Below are 24697 nucleotides of genomic sequence, written 5' to 3'. Positions count from 1 at the left end.
GGGGTGCAAGGGGCAGACCCAATGGCTGGACGAAGCCGGGGCTCGGATCAGGGCGAGGATGCCATTGTTGGCGTCAGCGAGCGGTCCCTGTTTGCGCTGCCGGCCTCGCTGCCGACGCAATCGCCTCTCGTGCCGGGTTCCGGCAACCAGCCCGCACCGGATATCCCCGCGCCAATTCAGTCCCCGGCCGGCAGGATCGTGCGTGTGCGTCGGCAACTCGGCCGGCTGTCATTGCCGCGCCTGCGCAACGGCATCACTGCGGCGGCGGAGCTGGAGCTTGACCGCGGCATTGGCTTCCTGCTGGTGCCGGTTTGCCTTGCAATCGGCGCGATCGGCTATTTTTCGCTGGCGGCCGAACCGGCTTTTGCCAGACCTGTCGCGGTGGTGGCCCTCATGGGCTTCCTGGCGATTGTCTCGCGCTCGTGGCCGAAAACCCATCTGTTCCTGACGGCGGCATTGCTGTGCGCGCTTGGCTTGCTCGCCGCCAAGGTCGAGACGTGGCGCACGGGAACCCAGATGCTGGGCTCGGAAATCTCGACGCAACTGAGCGGCCGCGTCGTCTCGATCGAAGAGATGGAGACCGGCCGCATCCGGCTGACCATCGACGTGACGTCGACCGCCCGGCCGAAACTGCGCTACGCGCCGGAAAGGGTCCGGCTTTCGGCACGCAAGATACCGCCGGAAATGACCGCCGGCTCCCTTATTGCCGGCTATGCCAAGCTGTTGCCGCCGACCGGTCCGGTGCGGCCGGACAGCTATGATTTCTCCTTCGACAGCTATTTCGCCGGCATCGGTGGCAGCGGGTTCTTTCTCGGCAATCCAAAAGTCGTTGCAGCCGACGACGCTGGCATGCCGCTGTCGGCCCGCCTTTCATCAGCGATAGAGAACGCCCGCGAAGCCATTGCCGACCATATCAGGGGCAGCGTCGGCGGCGCAGAAGGCGAGATCGCGGCGGCGTTGATCGTCGGCGTGCGCGCCGGCATCCCCGACGAAATCAACGAAGCGATGCGGCGCACCGGCATCTATCACATCATCTCCATTTCGGGACTGCACATGGCGCTGGTCGCCGGCACCATCATGGGGCTCCTGCGCGGCGCCTTCGCGCTGTTCCCGGATTTTTCCGCGCGCCGGCCGGTGAAGAAATACGCGGCCGCGGCAGCACTGTTGTCGATCGCCGCCTATCTCGTCATCTCCGGCATCGTCGTCGCTGCCGAGCGCAGCTTCATCATGCTGGCGGTGATGCTGATTGCCGTCCTGTTCGATCGCGCGGCGCTGACCATGCGCAATCTGGCGATCTCGGCGATCGCCGTCATCCTGGTTTCCCCGCATGAGGTGGTCGGACCGAGCTTCCAGATGTCGTTCGCCGCGACCGCGGCCCTAGTTGGCGCCTATGCCGGCTGGGCGGATCACCGGGCGGGAAAAACGAGGCCACCGCCGCCGAAGCGCTCCTTGCCCGGCTTCCTGACGCGAAAATTCCTGCTGGCGACAGGCGGATTGGCCATGACCTCCATCATCGCCGGCAGCGCCACGGCGCTGTTTGCCATCTGGCATTTCCAGCGGGTGTCGCCGCTCAGCCTGTTCGCCAATCTGGCCGTCATGCCGATCGTCTCAGTCGTGATGTTCCTGGCCGTTGCCAGCGCGCTGCTGATGCCGTTCGGACTGGATGCGCCATCCCTTTACCTGATGGGCAAGGGCCTGACCGCGATGATCGCCATTTCGGCGTGGATATCAGAACGCTCTCCGGTCGATGCGGTCGGGCTCATCTCACAGCAATCCGTTCTGCTGGTGGCAATTGCCCTGGTCATCGCGACGATGGCGACGACGTGGCTGCGGCTTGCAGCGCTTCCATTCGCGCTCGCCGGCTTGCTGGTGGTGTCCGACACGCGCACGCCGGATGTGCTGGTCTCGGAAGACGCGCGGCTGGTCGCGCTGCCGATCGGCGGTGGCGAACTCGCGGTCAGCCGGGCCCGGCCGAACGAATTCACCGTCGACAACTGGAAACGCGCGCTGAGATCCGAAACCATCATCCTGCCGGAGATGTTCGACAAGGCGGATGGACAATTCGATATTGCCGACGCCGTCAGCCTGCCGCCGGGAGCGCCGTTCTATTGCACTGACGGTGTCTGTCTCGCCAGGCACCCGTCCGGTGCGATCATAGCGCATGTCGAAGACCGCAAGGATACCTGGAAGGCCTGTGGCTTCGCCGACCTGATCATCGTCAACGACGCAACGGCCTACGACGCCTGCCACAATCCGCTGGTTCTCGTCGTCACCAAACGGCAGCTCGCCCGCAAGGGCAGCGCGGCCATCTTCTTCGACCGCCAATCGGCCACCGGTCCGCCAACCATCAGCTTCGCGGTGGACAGCCCGTATCGGCCCTGGCACGCGCAGCGAAAATTTTCGCGCGAGGCGAGGGGCCTGCAGCCCTATCGCAAACCTGACAAGCCAAGTGCCGTGCCGGCTCAGTAGCGCCTGATCAGCCCGACGAGCTTGCCCTGCACCTTGACCCTGTCCGGCCCGAAGATGCGCGTCTCGTAGGCCGGATTGGCGGCTTCAAGCGCAATCGAGGCACCCTTGCGGCGGAACCGCTTCAGGGTCGCTTCCTCCTCGTCGACCAAGGCCACGACGATCTCGCCCGGGCTCGCCGTATCGGCGTTGCGGATAATGACCGTGTCGCCATCGAAGATGCCGGCCTCGATCATCGAGTCGCCCTTGACCTCCAGCGCATAGTGCTCGCCGCCCATGATCATGTCCGGCGGCACCGAGATAGTATGCGTCTGATGCTGGATGGCATCGATGGGCACACCGGCAGCGATGCGACCCATGACCGGGATGGACACCGCTGGAACCGCATCGTCGTCATTGCCGGCAGCGGCAAAGCGCGACGGTGCCGGCTTGATCTGGCGGCCGAGGCTGCCCTGACCGAGACCGCCTTGGCCGAGACTTCCCTGGATGACACTTGGAGAGAATTTCTTCGCCGCGTTGAGGCCCGGCGCGATCGAATCGGGCAGCCGCAGCACTTCCAGCGCACGCGCCCGGTTGGGCAGCCGGCGAATGAAGCCGCGTTCCTCCAGCGCCGTGATCAAGCGATGGATCCCTGATTTGGAGGCGAGGTCGAGCGCCTCTTTCATCTCGTCGAAGGAGGGCGGAATACCGCTTTCCTTGAGCCGTTCATGAATGAACATCAAGAGTTCATGTTGCTTGCGTGTCAGCATGGCGGCCCCCAAGGTATCTGGACAAGGTTTTGATCCAGAATGGTTCTGATCCAGAATCGAAAAAACAAACCCAGAACAAACACTATCTGTTCCAGTTGTGTTCTGCAACCGTTTAAAGTTTAGTGAATTTGGTAAGAGGGCCGTAATCATTTGCAGGGCCGGACAGGCCGGAAATCGGGGATTTTCGCCCGTTGCCGCTCGTCGCCCGCATTGAAATGTTTTGGTTAATAGCCTGTGGCCTGTCTTGCGACATGGCTCGGCATCAGCCGACGGCAGAGCCCGGCGATGCCGATTTTCGCGCCTGCGATCGGCTTGCCTGCCGTGAACGAAACGAAATCAAAACGCCAACAATAGCTGGTTCGGAAGCAGGTACCGATCGCGGGCTTCGGCAATCTCGTCGAGCGTCGGACGATGCGGAGGTGCCGAAATCATCCGGCAACCGCTTTCAAGCTGCCGGCGCGCGCGACTTCCTTGTTCGCGTCGCCGTCCTCGCTGTGGACGTAGACGTGCAGCGTATAGCCGATGTGGGCCGTCATCAGCGCTTTTGCCCGCTCGATGTCGCGGTCCAGGGCGGCTTCCATGATTGCCGTGTGGTGCTCGATCGCCATCGCCTCGCGCAGCGCGTCCATGGCCTGCTCGTAGCCAGCCTTGAGGCCGGCCGCGGCTCGCAATGTCGGCGCCAGCCCAAGAAAGCGATGGTGCCGGCGCAGCTGGTCCGAGATCGTCGAGCGAAACCGCAACAGCCAGCTGGACGTCGCGGCGCTCAGCAGCGCGGCATGAAAAGCCTCGTGGTTCTCGTCCCACTGGTCGACGGCGGCATCCGAGGGATCGTCCACCGCGGTCTTGCAGCGGGCGAGCCGGTAGTGCGCGGTGACAACCGCGTCTTCCCATTTCCGGCCGCCGTTCTCCATCGATTCCTGGAAGAGCGGTATCTCGACGACCATCCTCGCGCGCGCCAGATCCTCAAGTTCGGCGCGGGACACGGGGGCGACCGCAAAGCCGCGATTGCTGATGGCGGTGACCAGGCGTTCGGCTTCGAGGCGCGACAACGCTTCGCGCAGCGGCGTCCAGCCAACTCCATAGGTGCCGCGCAGGGCGCTGAGCTTGAGCGGGGCGCCCGGCATGAGACGGGTGGTGAGGATGTCGCGCCGCAGAAGCTGGTAGGCGGCTTCCGTCTTGGTGGAGTTCTTTTGGTCCTGCATTGCGATCCATTCGGTCTCTGCCATTGGGAAATTATATATGATGGTGGGTGATGGCAAGAATTATATATAATGTTTGACATGCGCCGAGGGACTGACCATGATCGCTGGAGGTGCCCCGATAAGCGGCGCTGATCAAATCTGGGAGGAAATGATGTTGAAGTCGAAATCCGCTTGGCTGTCGGGATTGGCCCTGGCAGGCGCATTGATGGTCAGCGCCGGCAGCGCCGCGGCCGATCAGATCCGTATCGGCATCGCCAATTTCGGCGAGCATCCGCAATTGAACGCCGCCATAGCCGGCTTCAAGAAGGCGCTGACGGACAATGGCTTCGTCGAGGGCAAGGACGTCGTCTACACGGAGAGCCATACCAATTTCGATGCATCGCTGGTGCCGCAGATGATCGCCAAGCTGCAGGCCGAGCAGCCCAAGCTGATCTACACCATCACCACGCCGGTCTCGCAGATCGCCAAGAAGGCACTCGCGGGCTCCGGCATTCCGATCGTCTTTGCCGCGGTCACCGATCCGGTGGCGGCCAAGCTGGTGCCGTCGTGGGACGCGGGAGATGAAGGTATGACCGGCGCCAGCGATCTGCAGGATGTCGCCGCGGTGATGGCCTTCACCAAGAAGCTGTTGCCGAACGCCAAGCGCTTCGGCGTGCCTTACAATCCAGGCGAGGCCAATGACGTTGCCCTCGTCGAAAAGATCAAGGCGGCGGCGCCCGCGGCCGGCTTCGAGGTCGTGGAGGTCGGCATCGACAACGTCAATGACATCCAGCAACGCATCGCCTCGCTCGCCGGCAAGGCCGACGTCATCTACGGCCCGGCTTCGAACCTGATCCAGCCGGCGATCGCCGCCGTCTCCGCGGCCGCTCGCCAGGCCGGCATCCCGGTCGTCAACTCCGACGACAGCGCGGTCCGCAACGGCACCGTACCGGCAAGTTTTGCAGTCAACTACACGCAGGTCGGCGTCAACGCCGGCAACATCGCCGCTGAGATCCTCAAGGGCAAGGATCCGAAAACGATCGCGCCATCGCGCCCGGCCTACAACGACCACATGCCGCAAATCTCCCGCAAGGCGATGGCTGCGTTCGGCATCGAGATACCGGCTTCGATGGCCGATTGCGGGTGCATCGTCGACTGATATCGGGACTGAGGGGGGGGACGGCGGGGCGCCGTCACCCGTCAGGTCAGGGAGGAACGATGCTCGAGATCCGATCCGCGCGCAAAGTATTCTACAGGGGCCAGGCCGACGAGAAGATCGCGCTGGACAGCCTCAGCCTGTCATTGGCGACTGGCGAGTTCGGCATCGTCATCGGCTCCAACGGAGCCGGCAAGAGCAGCATGCTCAACGCCATTTCCGGAGCGCTGATCCTCGATTCCGGCAAGATCCTGATCAATGGCGCCGATGTGACAAACATGCCGGTGCACAAGCGCGCCGCCAAATTGGCGCGGGTCTTCCAGGATCCGATGCGCGGCACCGCCGCCAGCATGACGGTGGCGGAGAACATGCTGCTGGCCGATCTGCGCAGCCACAAGCGCACTCTGCGGCAAGGGCTGAACGCCACACGGCTCGCCTCCTACAAGGAGCGCCTGTCGATACTGGGCCTCGGCCTTGAAAATCGCCTCGACACGCGCGTAGACCTGCTCTCGGGCGGACAGAGGCAGTCCCTGTCGCTGATCATGGCGGTCGGCGGATCGCCTGATTTATTGCTGCTCGACGAGCATACTGCGGCGCTCGACCCGCGCACGGCCGAGATCGTCATGCAGGCGACGGTGCGCGCCGTCAGCGCGCTGAAGCTGACCACCCTGATGGTCACCCACAACATGCAGCACGCCGTCGACTATGGCAGCCGGGTGATCATGCTCGACGCGGGCCGGGTCCTGCTGGAAGTCACCGGCGAGGAAAAGGCGAGGGTCACGGTTATCGATCTGATCGGCCATTTTTCCGTCAAGACCGACCGCATGCTGCTGGCGAGCTGATCCCCATGGGCTTTATTCAGGAAGTTCTCTCCAGCTTCATCGCGATCATGCCGGTCACCCTGGCGCAAAGCCTGATCCTGGCCTTTGTCGTGCTCGGCATCATGATCCCGTTTCGCATGCTGAATTTTCCCGATCTCACCAGCGAAGGCGCGTTTCCGCTGGGCGGTTGCGTCTGCGGCGTGCTGCTGGCTGCCGGAGCAGCTTCGGTGACCGGCATCCTGGTCGCATTCATCGTGGGCTTCGCGGCGGGCTGCTGCACCGCCTTCATCCATCTGCGCTTCCGTATCCACACGCTGCTTGCCGGTATCCTGATGATGACGATGCTCTACAGCATCAATCTTCGCATCATGGGGAAGTCCAATCTCTCCGTCTTCGGTTCGCCCGCGGTGTTCGACTGGGTACCGTTCGCGCGGCCGGGTTTTCCGGCCAGCAAGATCGTCGTTGCCGGTCTTCTGGCGCTCGTCGTCTTCGTGGCGCTCTACATGTTCTTCAGGACCGAGAAAGGGACCGCGGTGCGCGCCGTGGGCGCCAATCCTGATATGGCCGAGGCGCAAGGCATCAATGTCTGGGCGGCGACCATCGGCGGCGTCGGGCTGGCGAGCGCGTTTTCGGCGTCAAGCGGCGCGCTGATGGTGCAGTCGCAGGGTTTCGCCGACGTCAATATGGGGCTGGGCATCCTCATCAACGGACTGGCCGCGCTGATGATCGGCGAGGCGGTTGTCGGCAAGCAGACGGTCTGGCGCCAGCTGCTGGCGCCCTTTGCCGGCGCGATCATCTACTACCAACTGGTGTCGTTCTGCCTTGCCGCCGGCATGCCGCCTCCCGATTTGAAGCTTGCTACGGGCCTGTTCGTGCTCGCCATGCTTGCTCTGCCAAGCCTCAAGCGCAGCCGGGGACCCGCGCCGGCTCGCGAAGCCATTCGTGAATAATCGAGGACATCACCAATCATGAACGCAACGCTCGACCTCAAGGCCGTCGAAGCCATGGATGCGGCGGATCCGCTACGCGCCATGCGCGACCGGTTCACATTGCCGGAGGGTGTGATCTACCTCGACGGCAATTCGCTGGGAGCAGCGGCGCCCGCCGTCTTTAACGAGCTGCAGAAAGCGGCGACCCAGGAGTGGGCGCAGGACCTCATTCGTGCTTGGAACACTGCCGGCTGGTTCGACATGCCGGTCGCGCTTGGCGACCAGCTCGGCCGCCTGATCGGCGCGGCGGCCGGCCAGACGGTGGTCTGCGACACGACCTCGATCAACATCTACAAGGTACTGCATGCCGCACTCGGGATGCGGCCGGACCGATCGGTCATCGTCGCAGAGGGCGACAGCTTTCCGACCGATCTTTATATGGCCGAAGGCGTGGCCTCGACGCGGCCGGGCACCGTGCTGCGGCTCGAAGGCGTCGATGCGCCTGATATTGAAGAGCTGATCGACGAGCGCGTCGCGGTCATCCTGGTCAACCACGTCAATTACAAATCCGGCCAGCTGCGTGACATGGCCGCGCTGACACGCAAGGCCCACCAGGCCGGCGCGCTGATCGTCTGGGATCTCTGCCACACCGCAGGCGCCTTGCCGGTCGAACTCGACAGCGCCAATGCCGATTTCGCCATCGGCTGCACCTACAAATATCTCAATGGCGGCCCGGGCGCACCGGCCTTCATCTATGCCGCAAAGCGTCATCACGGCGATGTCCACCAGCCGCTGAGCGGCTGGTGGGGCCATGCGCGGCCGTTTGCCTTCGAACAGGGTTTTGCCGCCGGCAGCGGCATCCGGCGCTTCCTGTGCGGCACGCAGCCCGTGCTTTCGATGCGGGCGCTGAAAGGGGCGCTGGATATCTGGGACGATGTCGACATGACAGCGGTGCGCACGAAGAGCATTGCGCTGACCGATCTTTTCATCCAGCTCGTCGAAGCAAGATGCGGTGCCTATGGCCTCGAACTGGAGAGCCCGCGGGACGGCAATCAGCGCGGCAGCCAGATTTCCTTCATGCATCCGCATGGCTACCAGGTGATGCGGGCCTTGATCGAGCGCGGCGTGATCGGAGACTTCCGCGCGCCGTCGACTATCCGCTTCGGCTTCACGCCGCTCTATGTCGGCTACAGAGACGTCTGGCAGGCGGTCGAGGTGCTGGAGGACATTTTGCGCACTGAAGCTTGGAAAGAGGCGCGATTTGCGGTCAAGACGGCGGTGACTTGAGAAACTAGAGCCGGGTGCGGACCGTCCAGAGTTCCGGGAACAGCACGACCTCCAGCATCTTCTTGAGATAGGAGGCGCCCGACGTGCCGCCGGTGCCGCGTTTCAGGCCGATGATGCGCTCGACCGTGGTGACATGGTTGAAGCGCCAGCGGCGGAAATAGTCTTCGAAATCGACCAGCTTTTCGGCCAGTTCGTAAAACATCCAGTAGCGCTGCGGGTCGCGATAGACGGTCTGCCATGCGACCAGGACCGCCTCATTCTCGGTCCGGGTTTCGCGCCAGTCGGTTCGCCCGGCGTCGGCGCCGATATCGAAACCGTTGCGGGCCAGAAGCAGCAGCGCTTCGTCATAGAGTGACGGTTCCGCCAGGATCGCCTCCAGCTTGCCGCTGAGGTCCGGACGGTGCTTGTGTGGCCCGAGCATTGCAAGGTTGCGGTTGCCGGCCATGAACTCGATGGCGCGATATTGCCAGGACTGGAAGCCCGAGGACTGGCCGAGCGCATCGCGGAACTCGGTGTATTCGCTGGGTGTCATCGTGCGCAGCACGTCCCAGGCATTGTTCAACTGCTCGAAGATGCGGGCGACGCGCGACAGCATCTTGAAGCTGGGCTCAAGCCGGTCGGCACGGATGGAACGGATGGCGGCACTGATCTCGTGCAAAGCGAGCTTCATCCAGAGCTCGGATGTCTGGTGCTGGATGATGAACAGCATCTCGTCATGCGCCGACGACAGCGGCGTCTGCGCCTCCAGCACTTTCTCCAGATGCAGATAGTCGCTGTAGGACATGCGTTCCTTGAACGACATCTGGGCGCCTTCGGACGCTGGATCGTAGGGCTCGCTCAATTGACGGTCTCCGTGCGCAGCCGGAAGCGCTGGATCTTCCCGGTCTGGGTCTTGGGCAGCGCGGTGATGAATTTCACCGATCGCGGGTATTTGTAGGGTGCGATGGTGGCCTTGACGTGGTCCTGCAGGCGCTTGACGGTCAACGCGTCCGGCGCCACGCCTTGCACCAGCACGACATGCGCCTCGACGATCTGGCCGCGCTCGGCATCGCCGGCGCCAATGACAGCGCATTCGGCGACATCGGGATGCGACAGCAGCGCCGCCTCGACCTCCGGTCCGGCGATGTTGTAGCCGGCGCTGACGATCATGTCGTCGGAGCGGGCGGCGAAATGGAAGAAACCGTCTTCGTCCTGCGTGAAGGTATCGCCGGTAAGGTTCCAGCCGTCGCGGACATAATCCTTCTGCCTGTCATCGGCCATGTAGCGGCAGCCGGTCGGTCCACGCACCGCCAGCCGTCCGGTCGTTCCGCGCGGCACTTCATGCATCTCGTCGTCGACGATGCGCGCCTCATAGCCGCCGACAGGTTTGCCGGTCGATGCGGGCTTCATGTCGTCGAAGCGGTTGGAGATGAAGATGTGCAGCATTTCGGTGGCGCCGATGCCGTCGAGGATCGGCTTGCCGGTCTTCTTCGTCCACTCCTCGAAGACCGGAGCCGGCAATGTCTCGCCGGCCGAAACGGCGACACGCAGCGACGACAGGTCCGCGCCTTCGTCCATGGCCTTCAGCATCGCGCGGTAGGCGGTCGGCGCGGTGAAGGAGATGGTCGCTTTGTAGGTCTCGATGATGTGGATCATGTTGGGCGGCGTCGCCTGCTCCAGCAGCGTCGCCGCCGCGCCGAAGCGCAGGGGAAAGATGGCAAGCCCGCCAAGGCCGAAGGTGAAGGCGAGTGGCGGCGAGCCGACAAAGATATCGTCCGGCGTCACCTGCAGGATTTCGCGGGCATAGGCGTCGGCGATGATCAGGAGATCGCGGTGGAAATGCATCGTCGCCTTCGGCACGCCCGTCGTGCCCGAGGTGAAGCCGAGCAGGGCGACATCGTCGCGTCCGGTATTGACGGCGGTGAAGGTCACCGGCTTGTCGAGGGCGGCACGATCGAGCTCGGCATCATGGTTGGCGGTGCCGTCGAAGCCAATGACCTGTTTCAGGAACGCGCTGTCCTTGGCGCAGGCGGTCATCTCGTCCATCAGCCTGGTGTCGCAGAGCGCGATGGTGACCTCGGCCTTGTCGACGATCTTGGAGAGTTCGCCGGCGCGCAGCATCGGCATGGTGTTGACGACCACGGCGCCGACCTTGGTGGCGGCCAGCCAGCAGGCGACCATGGCGGGGTTGTTGGCGGAGCGGATCAGCACCCGATTGCCCGGCTTGACGCCATAATTCTCGGCCAGCGCGTGCGCCAGCCTGTTCGTCCAGTCGGACAGCTCCTTGTAGGTGCGGCGGCGGCCGTTGCCGATCAGGGCGGTGTGGTCACCAAGCCCCTTCTGCACCAGCCTGTCGGTCAGTTCGACGCCGGCGTTGAGGTGTTCAGGATAATCAAAACCATCGAGCAGGATATCGGGCCATTGTTCCGGCGGCGGCAGGTGATCGCGCGTGAACGTGTCGATATGCGCTGAAGGCCCAAGCATCTCGCCGCTATCCTATGTGCTGCCTGGCCAATGCGCGAGGCATGAGACCGAAGGCGGTTAATCTGTCGTTCCTGTCTTTCGTGGAGGTTTCGTGCCGCCGATTGCTCGATCATGCCATCCAGAAAGGATGAACATCCGCAGATGGGCAGCACAGCAGACCTCCCATTTTGCCGACTGTTCCGGAGGCAGGATCGCACCAGTCGAAATTTGTTTCAAGCCTAAAATGTTTTGCGCTGGAGCATTGACGCGTGGCACGGTGGCCGCCATTGCTAGCGCTGAAACGATGCCGCTTCGGGGGAGGGTGCCGATGATCGAACATCGCATTGCCGATTGGAACAATGCCTACGCCAACGGCGCGAATATCGCCGGTAGCGACCGGTGGCCCGCCGCGTGGGCGGAGCCGGCGCAGGCGTTTCGCGATGCGCTGTCGGCGCAAGGCCGGGCAAGGTTCGATATCGCCTATGGCGATAGACCGCGCAACCGGTTCGATCTTTTCCTGCCCGATGCCGCTCCCAGGGGGCTCGTGGTGTTCATCCATGGCGGTTACTGGCTGGAGTCCGACAAGAGCGGCTGGTCGCACCTCGCCAAGGGCGCGGTCAGCAGCGGCTTCGCCGTGGCGATGCCGTCCTACACGCTGTGTCCGGACATACGCATCGCCGGCATCGTCAGCGAGATCGGAGCGGCGATCAGCAAGGCAGCGGCACTCGTTGAGGGACCGCTGATGCTGACCGGCCATTCGGCCGGCGGCCATCTTGCCACCCGAATGGTGACCACGACCACGCCGCTGGCCGCCGATGTGGCAAGGCGCATACGCCATGTCGTTTCGATTTCGGGCCTGCATGACCTGCGTCCGCTGATGCGCACCGGCATGAACGAGGCCCTGGCAATCGACGAGCAGGAGGCGCTGACTGAAAGCCCGGCGCTGCTGCGGCCCATGGATGGTGCTCGCATCACCTGCTGGGCCGGCGGCGGCGAGCGTTCCGAATTCCTGCGCCAGAATGCGCTGCTGGCCAATATCTGGACCGGCCTTGGCGCCACGACCAGCGCCGTGGTCGAGCCCGACCGGCATCACTACGACATTGTCGACGGGCTTGTCGATCCGGCGCATCCGCTGACACGGGTCTTGATCTCGTAATAACCAGACCTTTTGTGACCTATATCAGCAGCTTATATCACTATTCTTCAGCGTAGCATCAGCACGTTGCAGGTGTCACCGGCAGTGGATGCGGGGGCGAAGGGGGCGCGCACGACAAGCCCGTTGGCGTCGGCTAGCATCCGCAGCATCGAAGAATCCTGGATGCTGAATGGCGTTGCCACCAGCCCGCTGTCGTCTTCCCTGGCCACCGCCCGCACATAATCCTGGCGCAGATCATTGGCGGCCATTGCAGCGCCCAGCCGGGCCTGGCGGATGTCCTGGCGATGATCGCGGCCGCCAAGCCTTGCCAGAAGCGGCTTCAGGAACAATTGCGAACAGACCAGGCTTGCCACTGGGTTGCCGGGCAGGCCGATGCATCTGATGTCGCCGAGGCGGCCGAACATCAGCGGCTTGCCGGGGCGCATGGCGATCTTCCAGAAACCGAGCGTCATGCCTTCGCCGATCAGCACGTCATGGATCAAATCGTGGTCGCCGACCGAGGCGCCACCCAGCGTGACGATGACATCGGCGCCAGCGGCGACGGCCTTCCTGACCAATGCCGCGATTGCGTCCTTGCGGTCGGCGGCAATGCCGAGATCGAGCGCGCGGGCGCCGACCGATTGCGCCGCCGCGGCGACGCCATAGGCGTTGGACGAGATGATCTGGTCCGGCCCGAGCTCGCTGCCGGGCGGCAGCAACTCGTCCCCGGTGGCGATGATGGCGACCAGCGGCCTCTTCACCACGCTCACCCGGGGATGATTGGCCGATGCGGTCAGGGAAAGCGCCGCCGGATCCAGCACCCGGCCTCTTTGCAGCAGCACATCGCCTGTCGAGAAGTCGAGGCCGGTGCGGCGGATGTTGCGTCCCTCGGCGGTGGGTTCGATCACTTCGATATCGCCGCCACCGAGATCGCGGACATTTTCCTGGATGACGATGGTGTCGGCGCCATCAGGCAGCGGCGCGCCGGTGAAGATGCGTACCGCCTGGCGCTTGCCGACCGTACCGTCAAAGCCGCGCCCCGCCGGCGCCATGCCGATCACGGAGAGTTTCGATGGCACCGAGGCCATGTCGGCGGCGCGCACTGCATAACCGTCCATGGCCGAGGCGTTGAAAGGCGGTTGGGTGCGAAGCGCCACGACCGGCTCCGCCAGCACGCGATCGATCGCCTCGAAAAGAGAAACGCTTTCGCCGGCCAAGGGTGCTGCGCCGTCCAGCAGGCGCTCGAGCGCCTCGGCGACCGGAAGCAGCGCCATCAGGCGCCCACCTTGTAGTCGCCGGACTTGCCGCCGGTCTTTTCGACCAGCCTGATGCCGGAAATGACCATGGCGCGGTCGACAGCTTTCGCCATGTCGTAAATGGTCAGGCAGGCCACGGAAGCGGCGGTCAGCGCTTCCATCTCGACGCCTGTCTTGCCGGTGACGCGCGCCAGAGCGGTGACTTTCAGCCCAGGCAGGGCATGGTCCGGCTCGATGTCGACGGAAATCTTGGTCAAGAGCAGCGGATGGCAGAGCGGGACAAGCTCATGCGTCCTCTTCGCCGCCATGATGCCGGCGATACGCGCTGTGCCGAGCACGTCACCCTTCTTGGCGTTGCCGGCGAGGATGGTCTTCAGCGTTTCGGGCTGCATCGAGACGAAACCCTCGGCTATCGCGGTACGGGTCGTCTCTTGCTTGTCGCCGACATCGACCATGTTGGCCTCGCCTTGCGCGCCGAGATGGGTGAGGGCGGCCGCCATCGTCAGACTGCCATAGAGCGACGTGCGTCCATTTGGACGCACAAAGTACGCTCTATCACTTTGAATCTATGCATCGTGCTCTCCGAAAATCGATTCCGATTTTCGGGCCGATGCATCCAACGCCTTGCCCGTCAAAAGCAGGCGCGTCGCCGCGGTGACATCCTCTTGTCGCATCAGGCTTTCGCCGACAAGAAAGGTGCCGATGCCGGTCTTTTGCATCCTGAGGCAATCGTCATGCGTGAAGATACCGCTCTCGCTGACCAGCAGCCGGTCGCCCGGCACCATCGGCGCCAGCCGCTCCGAGGTCTTAAGGCTGGTTTCGAATGTTCTCAGATTGCGGTTGTTGATGCCGATCAGCCGCGATGACAGTTTTACCGCACGCTGCGTCTCGGCCTCATCATGCACCTCGATCAAAGCATCCATGCCGAGTTCGGATGCGGTCGCTTCCAATTCGCTCGCCAAGGCATCGTCGACGCTGGCCATGATGATCAGGATGGCGTCCGCGCCCCAGGCGCGGGACTCATAGACCTGGTAGGGGTCGAACAGGAAATCCTTGCGCAGCGCGGGCAGGGCGGTGGCTGCCCGTGCCCGGGTGAGGAATTCCGGCGCGCCCTGGAAGGATGGTGCATCGGTCAGCACGGAAAGGCAGGCAGCGCCGCCTTTTTCATAGGCCTGCGCCAATGCCGGCGGATCGAAATCGGCCCGGATCAGCCCTTTGGACGGGCTCGCTTTCTTGATCTCGGCGATCAGGGCGAAGTTGCCGGATCTGCGCTTCGCCTCGAGTGCGGCGAGAAAACCACGCGGGGCGTCGGCGTCCTTGGCTCGTGCCTTGATCTCCGCCAGCGGTACGCGCGCCTTGGCGGCGGCGATCTCGTCGCGCTTGTAGGCTTCGATCTTGCGCAAAATGTCAGACACGGTTCACCCGTTCGAAATTTCGACCAGCCGGTCAAGCACCTGCAGAGCGCGGCCGCTGTCGATGGCCTGCGCGGCGAGCGCGATGCCGTCGCCAAGGGTCGTCGCCTTGCCCGCAATCACCAGTCCGGCGCCGGCATTCATCAGCACGGTGTCGCGATAGGCACCGGCTGCGCCGCCCAGCATATCGCGCAACGCGTTGGCGTTGTAGGCGGCGTCGCCGCCCCGGAGATCGTCCTTGGTATGGCGCTTCAGCCCGACCTCTTCGGGGGTCAGCGTGAAGCTGCGGATTTCGCCGCCAACCAGTTCGGCAACCTGCGTCTCACCGGTGGTGGTGATCTCGTCATAGCCATCGCCATGGGCGACCCAGGCATGTTCGGTGCCCAGCGCCTTCAGCGTCTCGGCCACCGGCATGACCCATTCCGGCAGGAACACGCCGACCATCTGCCGCTTGACGCTGGCCGGATTGGAGAGGGGCCCGAGCAGGTTGAAGATGGTGCGGGTGCCGAGCTCGACCCGGGTCGGGCCGACATGCTTCATCGCCGGATGGTGCGCGGGGGCGAACATGAAGCCGACGCCCGCCTCATGGATGCAACGGCCGATGAGCTCCGGCGAGAGGTCGATCTTGACGCCGAGCGCGACCAGGACATCGGCGGCGCCGGTCAGCGAGGACAGGCCGCGATTGCCGTGCTTGGCGACCGGGACGCCGCTGGCGGCAATGACGAAGGCCGAGGCTGTCGAAATGTTGACGCTATGGGAATTGTCGCCGCCGGTGCCGACGATATCGATCGCGCCTGGCGGCGCCTCGACGCGAAGCATCTTGGCGCGCATGGTGGCGACGGCACCGGAGATCTCACTCACCGTCTCGCCGCGCACGCGCAGCGCCATCAGGAAGCCGCCGATCTGCCCCGGGGTCGCGTCGCCTGACATGATGATGTCGAAAGCCTCGCGGGCTTCCTCGAAGGAAAGCGCGCTGCCGGTCGCGACCTTGGCGATATGGGTTTTCAGCGCGCTCATCTTGTCGAGGCTTGGGCGACGGCGGCCTGGTCGACTCGGACGTCGTACTGCGTCTGCAACTGCGCCACCAATTGGTCGAGCAGATCGTCCGACATGCCGGAGGTGAAGGATTTCTGCGCGTCCTCCGGTACCGAGCTGGCATCGGCCCCGGCTGGTTCGAACACTTCGGCGACCTTGAACAGGATCTGTCCGTCGCCGGTGGGCGAGGGGATCAACCCGGTGCCGCCTTCGCCGACGCCGAACATCACGGCAGCGCCTTCCTTGCCGAAGTCCGCATCGTCGGCTTCACGCTTCAGACCGCGCTTGGTCTGCTTCTCCAGCTTGAGCTCACCTGCGATGACGTCCAGCGTGGCGCCGGCCTTGAGCCGCTTTTCGAGTTCGTCCGCCTTGGCGGCGAGGCGCTTGGTGGTCTCGGCGGCCGTCCAGTCGGCGACGACTTTCTTGCGGACCTCATCAAGCGTCCGGTCGCGAGCCGGCGTGACCGAACTGACCTCATAGAAGACGAAGCCATTGTCCGCCGTGGTCAGCCCGTCGTTTTCAGTGTTGGGTTCGGCATCGAAGACGGCCTTGATCAGCTCCGGCGATTCCGGCAGGTCCTTGACGATCGAACCGTCCGGCCTGAGGCCTGAGCGATCGATGGCGTCGATCGTGATGTCCTTGAGCTTCAGCTTGGCCGCCGCGTCGGCCAGCGAACTGCCGGAGGCGCGAGTGTCCTCGTAATTGTCGTGCACATCCAAAAGGATGCGGCTTGCCTCACCCAGCGCCAGGTCCTTGCGGATCTGGTCCGACACTTCGGCCAGCGGCTTCACCACTTCGGGCTTGATCTCGGTGACGCGCAGCAGCACCGGACCGAAGGCGCCCTGGACGACCGGGCTGACCTCGTTCGCGTTGAGCGCAAAGGCCGCGTCGGCGACCGCCTTGTCGGCGATCTTGTCCTTGGCGAGCGTGCCGAGCAACGTGTCGGCCGGCGTCTTGCCTTCGGCCGCGACGAGCTTGTCGAAGGTGGCGCCCGCCTTGAGCGAATCAAGCGCGGCCTTGGCCGCGTCCGGCGTCTTGAACACGAGTTGCTCGATGGTGCGCATTTCGGGCGTCGTGTAGCGCGCCTTGTTCTTGTTGTAGTCGTCGCTGACCTGTTGGTCGGTGACCGCGGTCGTATCCATGATGTCCACCGGCTCCAGGCGGACATAGGAGAATTTGCGGTATTCAGGCGCGGCGTAGGTTTTCTTGTTGGCCTCGAAATAGGCCTGAAGCACGCTGTCACTCGGCGCCTCGACCGGCTCGACGAGCGCCTTTGGCAATGTCAGATAGTCGACCGTGCGGTCCTCGCCGCGATAGAGCGCGACCGCCTTGAAGAAAGTGTCCGGTGCCTTGAGGCCGTCCGAAACCGCCTCGACGATCTGCTGGCGCACCGCCACCTGGGCGCGGTTCTTCAGATAATCCTCGGGCCGCATACCGACCTCGTGCAGCATATATTCGAACGTCCTTCTGTCGAACTGGCCGCCTGGGCCTTTGAAGGCCGGATCCTCGCGTGTCAGTTCCGCCAGCCTGTCCTTGGACAAGCCCAGTCCCAGTTTCCTTGCTTGTTCGTCGAGAACAGCGCCGGAAACGAGCTGAGCCAGGATCTGGTTGTCGATGCCGAGCCCCTTGGCCTGTTCGTGGGTCAGGCGCTGTCCGAACTGCTGCGACATGACGGCCAGCTGGCGATCGTAGGCGAGGCGGTATTCGTTGATCGACACCTTGGTGCCGCCGGCGGTTATCACCGAATCGTGGCCGGCAAAGCCGCCCATCAGGCGCCCGGAAATGCCCCAGGCGGCGAAACTGACCACCAGGAGCGAAAGCAGCGTCTTCGCGACCCAGGTGCCTGCCGCGCTTCTCAATGTACCAAGCATGGTTACTTCCGATTTATGCGCATTTTCGCATGCGCCGAGTCTGAAACAAGCGCAATAGCGCCCTTCCGGTCCACTGTCGATTGCTTTGTGGCCTGATTTTGGTAGTGAGGGCCAGAGCCAGATATTGCCCGGAGAAGCAGACCATGACGCCAGGAATTCGCCCGCTCGTCGCCGGCAACTGGAAAATGAACGGCACCAGTGCCTCGCTGAACGAACTCAGGATGATCGGCAACGGGTTCATGAGCGGGCTCGACGCGGAAACCGAAGCCCTGGTCTGCGTTCCCGCGACGCTGCTTTCCCATGCCGCGGAGATTCTGTCGCGCACGCCGGTCCATGCCGGCGGCGAGGACTGCCACGCCAAGGAAAGCGGCGCCTATACCGGCTGCATCTCGGCGGAGATGCTGAAGGATGCCGGCGCGAGCCATGTCATCGTCGGCCATTCCGAATGCCGCGAACAACGCGGCGAGGACGATGCGACGGTCCAGGCCAAGGCTACCGCCGCATGGCGCGCCGGGCTCGTGGCCATCGTTTGCATCGGCGAGACACAGCAGGAACGCGAGGCTGGAGCCACGCTGGAGGTGCTGTCGCGCCAGGTCGCCGGCTCGGTGCCGCCAAGCGCCACCCCGTCCAACACTGTCATTGCCTATGAGCCGGTATGGGCGATCGGCACCGGCCTGACGCCGACCGCGGCCGACGTTGCCGAAGCGCATGCGCATATCCGCGAAAAACTGGCGGAAAAGCTCGGCGCCGTAGCCGCCAAAATGCGCATTCTCTATGGCGGCTCGGTCAAGCCATCCAACGCCGTTGAACTGCTGGGTGTCAGGAATGTCGATGGCGCACTGGTCGGTGGCGCCAGTCTGAAAGCAGCGGATTTCCTTGCTATCGCGGAAGCCTATCGCAGCATTTCCGGATGAGATTTGCGATGATGGACGCGTCGCGGCGCGTCCAAATTCGTTGCAAAGGTGGCGTTGCTTCCCATATTCCGGCCACGGGCTTGGAAATGCCGTGAAAGCATTGTATTGAGCCGCCTCCAATTCACCGGTCGTGTTCGCGGCCGGGCAAGGCCTTGCCAGGATAAACTATGCAAACCGTACTGATCGTCATCCATCTCATGGTCGTGCTCGCCCTTGTCGGCGTGGTGCTGCTGCAGCGCTCCGAAGGCGGCGGCCTTGGCATTGGTGGCGGATCGGGCTTCATGACCGCGCGTGGCGCTGCCAACGCGCTGACCCGCGCGACGGCGATCCTGGCGGCCGCGTTCTTTGTCACATCGCTGACCTTGTCGATCATTGCCCGCTACGGCGAGAAGCCGATCGACATCCTCGACCGCGTTCCCGCGACATCGGGTGAAGCCGGCAAGGGCGTGCTCAACCAATTGCCCGGCACGACCACCCCGGCACCCGCCGGCAACGCCACGCCGACGCCGCCATCCGGCAACGATGCCGCGACGACGCCTCCGGCAACGGCTCCGGCCACCGCGCCGGCCGCCGGTTCGACGCCGCCTGCAAGCAACGGCACCACCAACACCGCGCCGGCCGCCCCCCAGGTCCCGAACCAGTAGCTTCCGCTCGCTCCAAACCGCGATCTGTGATCGTTTGAACACAGTCGCGGCAAATGCTGCGCGATCACGAAGATTCGACGGGTAGTGGTGCTGCCTCGTGCTTGAGGCATCCGCATTTATTCGACTATAGATTGCACGCGGCATTTTCGGTGTCCTTGGGGGACGCCGGGCGACGCCGTGGGCAACAAGCATTAAACGATCGGATCTTCGCCATGCAGCTTCGCAGCTTCATTTTCCTGGGACTTTGCGCCGCACTCGGCCTCAGTTCCCCGGCTTTCGCCGGCATGCCGGCCAATATGGCCGCCAATCAGTCGGTCGACAGGACCGACGCCATCAACATCGCAGTCAAGAGCGATGCGGCGCAGTTGAGGCTTCTCAAGAAGAAGAAAAACCCGACGCCGGACGATCTCGCCCAGATCAAGAAGATCGAAGCCAAGATCGTTGCCGACAAGGAAGACGCCAAGGCCAAGGCGCTTGAAGCCAGGAAACTGGCGATGCGCGAAGCGGCCAAGGCCCGGGCCGAGGCCGCACGCCAGGACTTCCTGGCAAAAAGGGGCCAAAGTGCCTCTGCCACTGAAGTGGCCGAAGCCAAGCCGGCCAAGAAGACCGTCAAGGTCATCGAGCCGATGGAACCGATCGCGCCGATCCAGTCGGCCGAGCCGCTCCCGGCCGAGGCCATGAACGTCGCATTGACCGGCAACAATGGCGAGTTGCGCAGCGAGGTCCTCGGCGGCCAGAAGCAGCCGAGCGGTGGTCTGTTCGCCGGCCTGTTCGGCGGGATCTCGTCATCCGGCTCCTCGATCAGCTATCTGCCCGAGACGCGCGCGCTCGACTCGGCGCTTGCCCAGAAGAACGCCAAGAAGCCGTTCAAGGTGAAGCCGGAATTCGTGCCTCAGGACGTCGAATTCACGGGCTACGATGCCGGCACCATCGTCATCGACACCAGTGCGCGCCGGCTCTATCTCGTCGAATCATCGAGCACCGCGCGTCGCTACGCCATCGCGGTCGGCCGTGAAGGCCTGCAGTTCAAGGGCACGGTCGCCGTCGGCGACAAGCAGGAGTGGCCGCGCTGGATCCCGACGCTGGACATGCAGAAGCGCGAGCCGAAGCACTACGCCCAGTACAAGGACGGCATGCCCGGCGGCGGACAGAACCCGCTCGGCGCACGCGCCATCTATCTCTATGACGGCAAGAAGGACACGCATCTGCGTATCCACGGCACCATCGCGCCGCAGTCGATCGGAACCAGCGCTTCCAATGGCTGCTTCCGCATGATGAACGAGCACGTCATGGACCTTTACAGCCGCGTCAGGGTCGGTACCAGAGTCGTAATCATCTGACGTTTCCACCATCATGGCGAAAGGGCCGGCTCAGCCGGCCCTTTTGTTTTGCCTTGCTCACGACCAAGCCTGTTCGGTCGTGATCCCTGGACAAACCGAAACCGTTTGTCCGAGAAAACCGGATTCCACTTTTCGGGATCATGGTCCGAGCGCCTTTTTGGGAAAAAGCCTTCGCGGCGGTTTTTTCTCTGGCGGAATCAATCCGGCCGCGTTAAGCGATGACTCCCATGGCGCGATATGTATTCATCACAGGCGGCGTGGTTTCCTCACTTGGAAAAGGCATAGCCGCAGCGGCCCTTGGGGCTCTCCTGCAGGCGCGAGGCTATCGCGCACGCATCAAAAAACTCGACCCTTACCTCAATGTCGATCCCGGCACGATGTCGCCGTACCAGCACGGCGAGGTGTTCGTCACCGATGACGGTGCCGAGACCGATCTCGATCTTGGCCACTACGAGCGCTTCACCGGCCGCTCGGCCAATCAGCAGGACAACATCACCACCGGCCGCATCTACAAGAACATCATCGAGCGCGAGCGGCGCGGCGATTATCTCGGCGCAACCGTGCAGGTCATTCCGCATGTGACCGATGAGATCAAGAATTTCGTCCTCAACGGCAATGACGATTATGATTTCGTGCTGTGCGAGATCGGCGGCACGGTCGGCGACATCGAGGCGATGCCGTTCCTCGAGGCGATCCGCCAGCTCGGCAATGACCTGCCGCGCAACAACGCCGTCTACGTGCACCTGACCTTGATGCCCTATATTCCGACGGCCGGCGAGCTGAAGACAAAGCCGACCCAGCATTCGGTCAAGGAACTGCGCGGCATCGGCATCGCGCCCGACATCCTGCTGGTGCGCGCCGACCGCGCCATTCCCAAGGAAGAGCGCCGCAAGCTGTCGTTGTTCTGCAATGTCAGGGAAAGCGCCGTCATCCAGGCACTCGACGTGCCGCATATCTACGACGTGCCGATGGCCTATCACAAGGAAGGGCTCGATTCGGAAGTGCTGGCCGCTTTCGGCATCGATCCGGCGCCGAAGCCGCGCATGGAACCCTGGCAGAAGGTGTCCGACCGTATCCACAATCCGGAAGGCGAGGTGACCATCGCCATCGTCGGCAAATACACCGGCCTCAAGGACGCCTACAAATCGCTGATCGAGGCACTCTCGCATGGCGGCCTGGCCAACCATGTCAAGGTCAAGCTCGACTGGATCGAGAGCGAGATCTTCGAAAAGGAAGATCCGACGCCGTGGCTGGAAAAGGTGCATGGCATCCTGGTGCCCGGCGGTTTCGGCGAGCGCGGTTCGGAAGGCAAGATCCTGGCGGCGAAGTTCGCGCGCGAACGCAAGGTGCCGTATTTCGGCATCTGCTTCGGCATGCAGATGGCCTGCATAGAGGCGGCGCGTTCGCTGGCCGGCGTGGAACATGCATCCTCGACCGAGTTTGGCCCGACCGAGGAACCGGTCGTCGGCCTGATGACCGAATGGCTGAAGGGCAACATGCTGGAGAAGCGCCGCGAAACCGGCGATCTCGGCGGCACGATGCGGCTCGGCGCCTATCAGGCCGAACTCGCCAAGGGCTCGAAGATCGCCGACATCTATGGCGACACGCAGATTTCCGAGCGCCACCGCCATCGCTACGAGGTCAATGTCGACTACAAGGAACGGCTCGAGGATTGCGGCCTGGTGTTTGCCGGCATGTCGCCGGACGGCGTGCTGCCGGAAACGGTCGAGTATCCCGACCATCCCTGGTTCATCGGCGTCCAGTATCACCCCGAGCTGAAGAGCCGGCCGCTCGATCCGCATCCGCTGTTCGCCAGCTTCATCGAGGCGGCGGTCGAGCAGTCGCGCCTCGTGTAGGCGCCGTCAAGCGAGACGCGCCTGATGCAGACCTATGTCGCGCTCCTCTACAGCATCATTCTGGGCGAGGGGCGCCGTGTCGTCATGTCGGACCTCAAGGCAATGGCGGAAAACCTTGGCCTGAAGAACGTTCGGACTTTGGTGGCGACCGGCAACCTTGTCTTCGAGTGCGAAAAGACTTCGATCTCCGCACTTGAAAAGCGGTTGGAGGCGGCGTTCGAACAGGCCTTCGGCCGCCACGTCGACATCGTTGTCCGCCGCGCTGGAGATTGGCTGAAACTGGCAAGCCGCAATCCATTCCCGAGAGAATCGGTGGAAGCCGGCGATCAGGTCGCGGTGCGCGTGATGCGCAAGGCCGTGGCCGAAGATGCCCTATCGGGGCTTCAAGCCCATGCCGGGGAGGACGAGAAGGTGCTCCTGGTCGGCGGCGACATATGGCTGGTGTTCTCGCGGGAGCGGCCAAGCTCGCGGCTGCTTGCCGCCGCCAGTCACAAGCGCATGGGCATCGGCACGTCGCGCAACTGGAACACGGTGCGCAAGCTGGCCGAGATGGTTGGCAGTAGGCAGTAGGCAGTAGGCAGTAGGCAGTAGGCAGTAGGGATGCTGTTCTCTATTCCCTAGCTCCTACTGCCTACTCCCTGATTTTCAAGCCTTCGCCATCTTGGCGCCGGCACTCACGGCTGCGGTGCGCAGCACGTAGTAGATGACGCCGGCGATCGCCACGCCGAAGAACCAGCCATAGACACCCCACCAGGACGGCAGCCAGTTGGTGAAGTTGGGCAGGATCGACGAGAAGAACGCGCCGATGCCGGCGGCGATGAAGGCGTTGACGTGCCAGCCGCCCTGGAAGCGGAACTCGCCATCTTCGCGATAGAGCGCCTCGACATCGACCTCGCCTTTGCGGATCAGGTAATAGTCGACCATCATGACGCCGAAGATCGGCCCCATCGTCGCGCCGATGACGTTGACGAAGGAGGCGGCACTGCCTTCCCACGGCGCGAAGGGGTAGAGCACAAGCGCGATCAGTGCTGCGATATAGCCGCCCTTCTTGAAGTCGATCTGCCTGGGAAAGACGTTGGAGAAGTCGAAGGCCGGCGAGACGAAGTTGGCCACGACATTGATGCCGAGCGTCGCCACCGCGAAAGTCAGAGCGGCGAGAGCAGCCAGGAACCAGCTATCGAACTTGGCCGAGATCTGGTCGGGGTGCAGCAGCACCTCGTGATAGACGTCGTAGGCGGCAATGGTGGTAACGCCGGCGACCAGCGAGAACAGGATGAGATTGACCGGCAGGCCCCAGATGTTGCCCTTGCGCAGTGCAGCCTTGTCCGGCGCGTAGCGTGCGAAATCGCAGAAGTTGAGATAGAGCGCCGAGAAGTAGGTCACCCAGATCGCGGCGACCGCGAACAGCGAGGTCCACGAGCCCGGCTCACCGGGCACGCCGGCGTCCTTGGTCTTCTCCTTCAGCACATCCATCGGGATGTCGCTGGTGAAGGCGAAGGTTCCGGATTTGACGCAGAGATAGATCGCCAGGATCAGCATCATCACCCAGACCGCAGGCCCCGCCCAATCCTGGAAACGGCGCACCGTCTCCATGCCGCGCTGGATGATCAGCAGCTGTAGCGCCCAGATCACGACGAAGCAGATCACTTCCAGGCCGGAATGGCCGAGGAAATGCGTGTTGGCATTGAAATCGGCGAACCATTGCGAGCGGATCAGCAGCGCCACGATCGCGCCGGAAGCGGCGGCCGTTTGCGCGCCGTACCAGAAGCAGGCGACGATGGCGCGCACAAGTGCCGGTATGTTGGCGCCCCAGATGCCGAAGGAGGCGCGGGCCAGCACGGGGTAGGGCACGCCAGTCTTGACGCCGGCATAGCCGACCATGTTCATCAGCACGTAGATGATCAACGACCCGATGCCAATGGCGATGATGAAATTGACGAAGCCGCCGCAGAACAGAAACAGGCTGGCGGCGAGATAATAACCCCACAGGCTGTGAACGTCCGACGTCCAGACGTTGAAGATCGAGAATGGTCCCCAGTTTCGAACCGTGGCCGGAGCGAGGTCCTCATTGTATAGGTCAGGCGATGCGCCCTGTATCGTCATTGCAATGTTCCCCTTTTGCAAAAACGCGCCCTCACGCGTTGACCGCAGAGGTTACGCCTGACGCAGGGGAACCGACAAGCAACCAATTTGCCGGCTTTGG

The 24697-nt window shown here is 63.5% G+C and carries 21 protein-coding genes; 11 read left to right on the top strand and 10 right to left on the bottom strand.

The window, feature by feature from the left end:
* Positions 1 to 21: 21 nt before the first annotated feature.
* Positions 22 to 2469, top strand: a complete 2448-nt coding sequence (locus tag X741_RS155930) for a ComEC/Rec2 family competence protein (RefSeq protein ID WP_023777427.1) — start codon at positions 22 to 24, stop codon at positions 2467 to 2469.
* On the opposite strand, the gene lexA is transcribed toward X741_RS155930, so the two are convergent.
* Positions 2463 to 3215: a transcriptional repressor LexA gene (gene lexA, locus X741_RS155935; protein ID WP_013895379.1), complete on the bottom strand. Its 753-nt coding sequence runs from the start codon at positions 3213 to 3215 to the stop codon at positions 2463 to 2465. The genes X741_RS155930 and lexA overlap by 7 nt on opposite strands.
* Before the next feature lie 428 nt (positions 3216 to 3643).
* Positions 3644 to 4417 (bottom strand): GntR family transcriptional regulator, encoded by a 774-nt coding sequence (locus X741_RS155940; protein ID WP_032927731.1) that lies wholly within the window; start codon positions 4415 to 4417, stop codon positions 3644 to 3646.
* A 151-nt stretch (positions 4418 to 4568) separates the two neighbouring features.
* Between X741_RS155940 and X741_RS155945 the strand changes: the two genes are divergently transcribed.
* Genes X741_RS155945 through kynU form a run of 4 tightly spaced genes read left to right on the top strand, consistent with a single transcriptional unit; the run spans position 4569 to position 8589 of the window.
* Entirely contained in the window at positions 4569 to 5555 is a 987-nt protein-coding gene (locus tag X741_RS155945; protein WP_023777424.1) for an ABC transporter substrate-binding protein, read from the top strand.
* A gap of 59 nt (positions 5556 to 5614) precedes the next feature.
* Complete coding sequence (locus tag X741_RS155950) at positions 5615 to 6394, top strand: ABC transporter ATP-binding protein (RefSeq protein WP_023777423.1); 780 nt, start codon at positions 5615 to 5617, stop codon at positions 6392 to 6394.
* A gap of 5 nt (positions 6395 to 6399) precedes the next feature.
* Positions 6400 to 7323: an ABC transporter permease gene (locus tag X741_RS155955; RefSeq protein ID WP_023777422.1), complete on the top strand. Its 924-nt coding sequence runs from the start codon at positions 6400 to 6402 to the stop codon at positions 7321 to 7323.
* A gap of 18 nt (positions 7324 to 7341) precedes the next feature.
* Positions 7342 to 8589, top strand: a complete 1248-nt coding sequence (gene kynU, locus X741_RS155960; RefSeq protein ID WP_023777421.1) for a kynureninase — start codon at positions 7342 to 7344, stop codon at positions 8587 to 8589.
* A gap of 4 nt (positions 8590 to 8593) precedes the next feature.
* On the opposite strand, the gene kynA is transcribed toward kynU, so the two are convergent.
* Both kynA and X741_RS155970 read right to left on the bottom strand, forming a co-directional pair.
* Positions 8594 to 9430, bottom strand: coding sequence for a tryptophan 2,3-dioxygenase (kynA, locus tag X741_RS155965; RefSeq protein ID WP_031249963.1), 837 nt, complete (start codon positions 9428 to 9430; stop codon positions 8594 to 8596).
* A complete protein-coding gene (locus X741_RS155970; RefSeq protein ID WP_023777420.1) occupies positions 9427 to 11052 on the bottom strand; it encodes an AMP-binding protein in 1626 nt (541 codons plus the stop codon). The genes kynA and X741_RS155970 overlap by 4 nt, the downstream gene beginning before the upstream one ends.
* A 307-nt stretch (positions 11053 to 11359) precedes the next feature.
* Here X741_RS155970 and X741_RS155975 point away from each other — a divergent pair, with 307 nt between their 5' ends.
* Positions 11360 to 12187, top strand: coding sequence for an alpha/beta hydrolase (locus X741_RS155975; RefSeq protein ID WP_023777419.1), 828 nt, complete (start codon positions 11360 to 11362; stop codon positions 12185 to 12187).
* 47 nt (positions 12188 to 12234) lie between these two features.
* On the opposite strand, the gene glp is transcribed toward X741_RS155975, so the two are convergent.
* The 5 genes from glp to X741_RS156000 all read right to left on the bottom strand — a co-directional run bounded on the left by glp (position 12235) and on the right by X741_RS156000 (position 17740).
* On the bottom strand, positions 12235 to 13440 hold the full coding sequence (glp, locus tag X741_RS155980; protein WP_023777418.1) for a gephyrin-like molybdotransferase Glp: 1206 nt from the start codon (positions 13438 to 13440) through the stop codon (positions 12235 to 12237).
* A complete protein-coding gene (moaC, locus tag X741_RS155985) occupies positions 13440 to 13922 on the bottom strand; it encodes a cyclic pyranopterin monophosphate synthase MoaC (protein ID WP_023777417.1) in 483 nt (160 codons plus the stop codon). The genes glp and moaC overlap by 1 nt, the downstream gene beginning before the upstream one ends.
* A gap of 66 nt (positions 13923 to 13988) precedes the next feature.
* Complete coding sequence (gene trpC, locus X741_RS155990) at positions 13989 to 14837, bottom strand: indole-3-glycerol phosphate synthase TrpC (protein ID WP_023777416.1); 849 nt, start codon at positions 14835 to 14837, stop codon at positions 13989 to 13991.
* 3 nt (positions 14838 to 14840) lie between these two features.
* Complete coding sequence (trpD, locus tag X741_RS155995) at positions 14841 to 15851, bottom strand: anthranilate phosphoribosyltransferase (RefSeq protein ID WP_023777415.1); 1011 nt, start codon at positions 15849 to 15851, stop codon at positions 14841 to 14843.
* Positions 15848 to 17740, bottom strand: a complete 1893-nt coding sequence (locus X741_RS156000) for a peptidyl-prolyl cis-trans isomerase (RefSeq protein ID WP_023764945.1) — start codon at positions 17738 to 17740, stop codon at positions 15848 to 15850. The genes trpD and X741_RS156000 overlap by 4 nt, the downstream gene beginning before the upstream one ends.
* 143 nt (positions 17741 to 17883) lie before the next feature.
* Between X741_RS156000 and tpiA the strand changes: the two genes are divergently transcribed.
* From tpiA to X741_RS156025, 5 genes are all read left to right on the top strand, one after another.
* Entirely contained in the window at positions 17884 to 18654 is a 771-nt protein-coding gene (gene tpiA / locus X741_RS156005) for a triose-phosphate isomerase (protein WP_013895394.1), read from the top strand.
* Between the two features lie 167 nt (positions 18655 to 18821).
* Entirely contained in the window at positions 18822 to 19298 is a 477-nt protein-coding gene (gene secG / locus X741_RS156010) for a preprotein translocase subunit SecG (RefSeq protein ID WP_023777414.1), read from the top strand.
* A 212-nt stretch (positions 19299 to 19510) separates the two neighbouring features.
* The gene (locus tag X741_RS156015; protein ID WP_023777413.1) at positions 19511 to 20638 is read left to right on the top strand and encodes a L,D-transpeptidase; all 1128 of its coding nucleotides are present in this window, start codon (positions 19511 to 19513) and stop codon (positions 20636 to 20638) included.
* A gap of 218 nt (positions 20639 to 20856) precedes the next feature.
* Positions 20857 to 22494: a CTP synthase gene (locus X741_RS156020; RefSeq protein ID WP_013895397.1), complete on the top strand. Its 1638-nt coding sequence runs from the start codon at positions 20857 to 20859 to the stop codon at positions 22492 to 22494.
* 24 nt (positions 22495 to 22518) lie between these two features.
* Positions 22519 to 23064 carry a DUF1697 domain-containing protein gene (locus tag X741_RS156025; protein ID WP_023777412.1) on the top strand — a complete coding sequence of 182 codons (546 nt, stop codon included), beginning with the start codon at positions 22519 to 22521 and terminating at the stop codon, positions 23062 to 23064.
* A gap of 75 nt (positions 23065 to 23139) precedes the next feature.
* On the opposite strand, the gene X741_RS156030 is transcribed toward X741_RS156025, so the two are convergent.
* Positions 23140 to 24597, bottom strand: coding sequence for an NCS1 family nucleobase:cation symporter-1 (locus tag X741_RS156030; protein WP_013895399.1), 1458 nt, complete (start codon positions 24595 to 24597; stop codon positions 23140 to 23142).
* Positions 24598 to 24697: the final 100 nt, after the last annotated feature.

This window comes from Mesorhizobium sp. LNHC221B00 (assembly GCF_000502935.1).
GTDB classification, from domain to species: domain Bacteria; phylum Pseudomonadota; class Alphaproteobacteria; order Rhizobiales; family Rhizobiaceae; genus Mesorhizobium; species Mesorhizobium opportunistum.
The sequence above is the reverse complement of the archived record's forward strand: the minus strand, read 5'-3'. Positions and strand labels throughout refer to the sequence as shown.

Excerpts from the sequence above, each read along its gene's own strand:
- moaC (WP_023777417.1), bottom strand. The coding sequence starts at position 13,922 with ATGGCGGCCGCCCTCACCCATCTCGGCGCGCAAGGCGAGGCCAACATG.
- secG (WP_023777414.1), top strand. The coding sequence starts at position 18,822 with ATGCAAACCGTACTGATCGTCATCCATCTCATGGTCGTGCTCGCCCTT.
- glp (WP_023777418.1), bottom strand. The coding sequence starts at position 13,440 with ATGGCGCTGCTTCCGGTCGCCGAGGCGCTCGAGCGCCTGCTGGACGGC.
- X741_RS155930 (WP_023777427.1), top strand. The coding sequence starts at position 22 with ATGGCTGGACGAAGCCGGGGCTCGGATCAGGGCGAGGATGCCATTGTT.
- X741_RS156030 (WP_013895399.1), bottom strand. The coding sequence starts at position 24,597 with ATGACGATACAGGGCGCATCGCCTGACCTATACAATGAGGACCTCGCT.
- X741_RS155940 (WP_032927731.1), bottom strand. The coding sequence starts at position 4,417 with ATGCAGGACCAAAAGAACTCCACCAAGACGGAAGCCGCCTACCAGCTT.
- X741_RS156025 (WP_023777412.1), top strand. The coding sequence starts at position 22,519 with ATGCAGACCTATGTCGCGCTCCTCTACAGCATCATTCTGGGCGAGGGG.
- X741_RS155975 (WP_023777419.1), top strand. The coding sequence starts at position 11,360 with ATGATCGAACATCGCATTGCCGATTGGAACAATGCCTACGCCAACGGC.
- X741_RS155950 (WP_023777423.1), top strand. The coding sequence starts at position 5,615 with ATGCTCGAGATCCGATCCGCGCGCAAAGTATTCTACAGGGGCCAGGCC.
- kynU (WP_023777421.1), top strand. The coding sequence starts at position 7,342 with ATGAACGCAACGCTCGACCTCAAGGCCGTCGAAGCCATGGATGCGGCG.
- X741_RS156020 (WP_013895397.1), top strand. The coding sequence starts at position 20,857 with ATGACTCCCATGGCGCGATATGTATTCATCACAGGCGGCGTGGTTTCC.
- X741_RS155955 (WP_023777422.1), top strand. The coding sequence starts at position 6,400 with ATGGGCTTTATTCAGGAAGTTCTCTCCAGCTTCATCGCGATCATGCCG.
- X741_RS155945 (WP_023777424.1), top strand. The coding sequence starts at position 4,569 with ATGTTGAAGTCGAAATCCGCTTGGCTGTCGGGATTGGCCCTGGCAGGC.
- X741_RS156015 (WP_023777413.1), top strand. The coding sequence starts at position 19,511 with ATGCAGCTTCGCAGCTTCATTTTCCTGGGACTTTGCGCCGCACTCGGC.
- X741_RS156000 (WP_023764945.1), bottom strand. The coding sequence starts at position 17,740 with ATGCTTGGTACATTGAGAAGCGCGGCAGGCACCTGGGTCGCGAAGACG.
- trpD (WP_023777415.1), bottom strand. The coding sequence starts at position 15,851 with ATGAGCGCGCTGAAAACCCATATCGCCAAGGTCGCGACCGGCAGCGCG.
- X741_RS155970 (WP_023777420.1), bottom strand. The coding sequence starts at position 11,052 with ATGCTTGGGCCTTCAGCGCATATCGACACGTTCACGCGCGATCACCTG.
- lexA (WP_013895379.1), bottom strand. The coding sequence starts at position 3,215 with ATGCTGACACGCAAGCAACATGAACTCTTGATGTTCATTCATGAACGG.
- tpiA (WP_013895394.1), top strand. The coding sequence starts at position 17,884 with ATGACGCCAGGAATTCGCCCGCTCGTCGCCGGCAACTGGAAAATGAAC.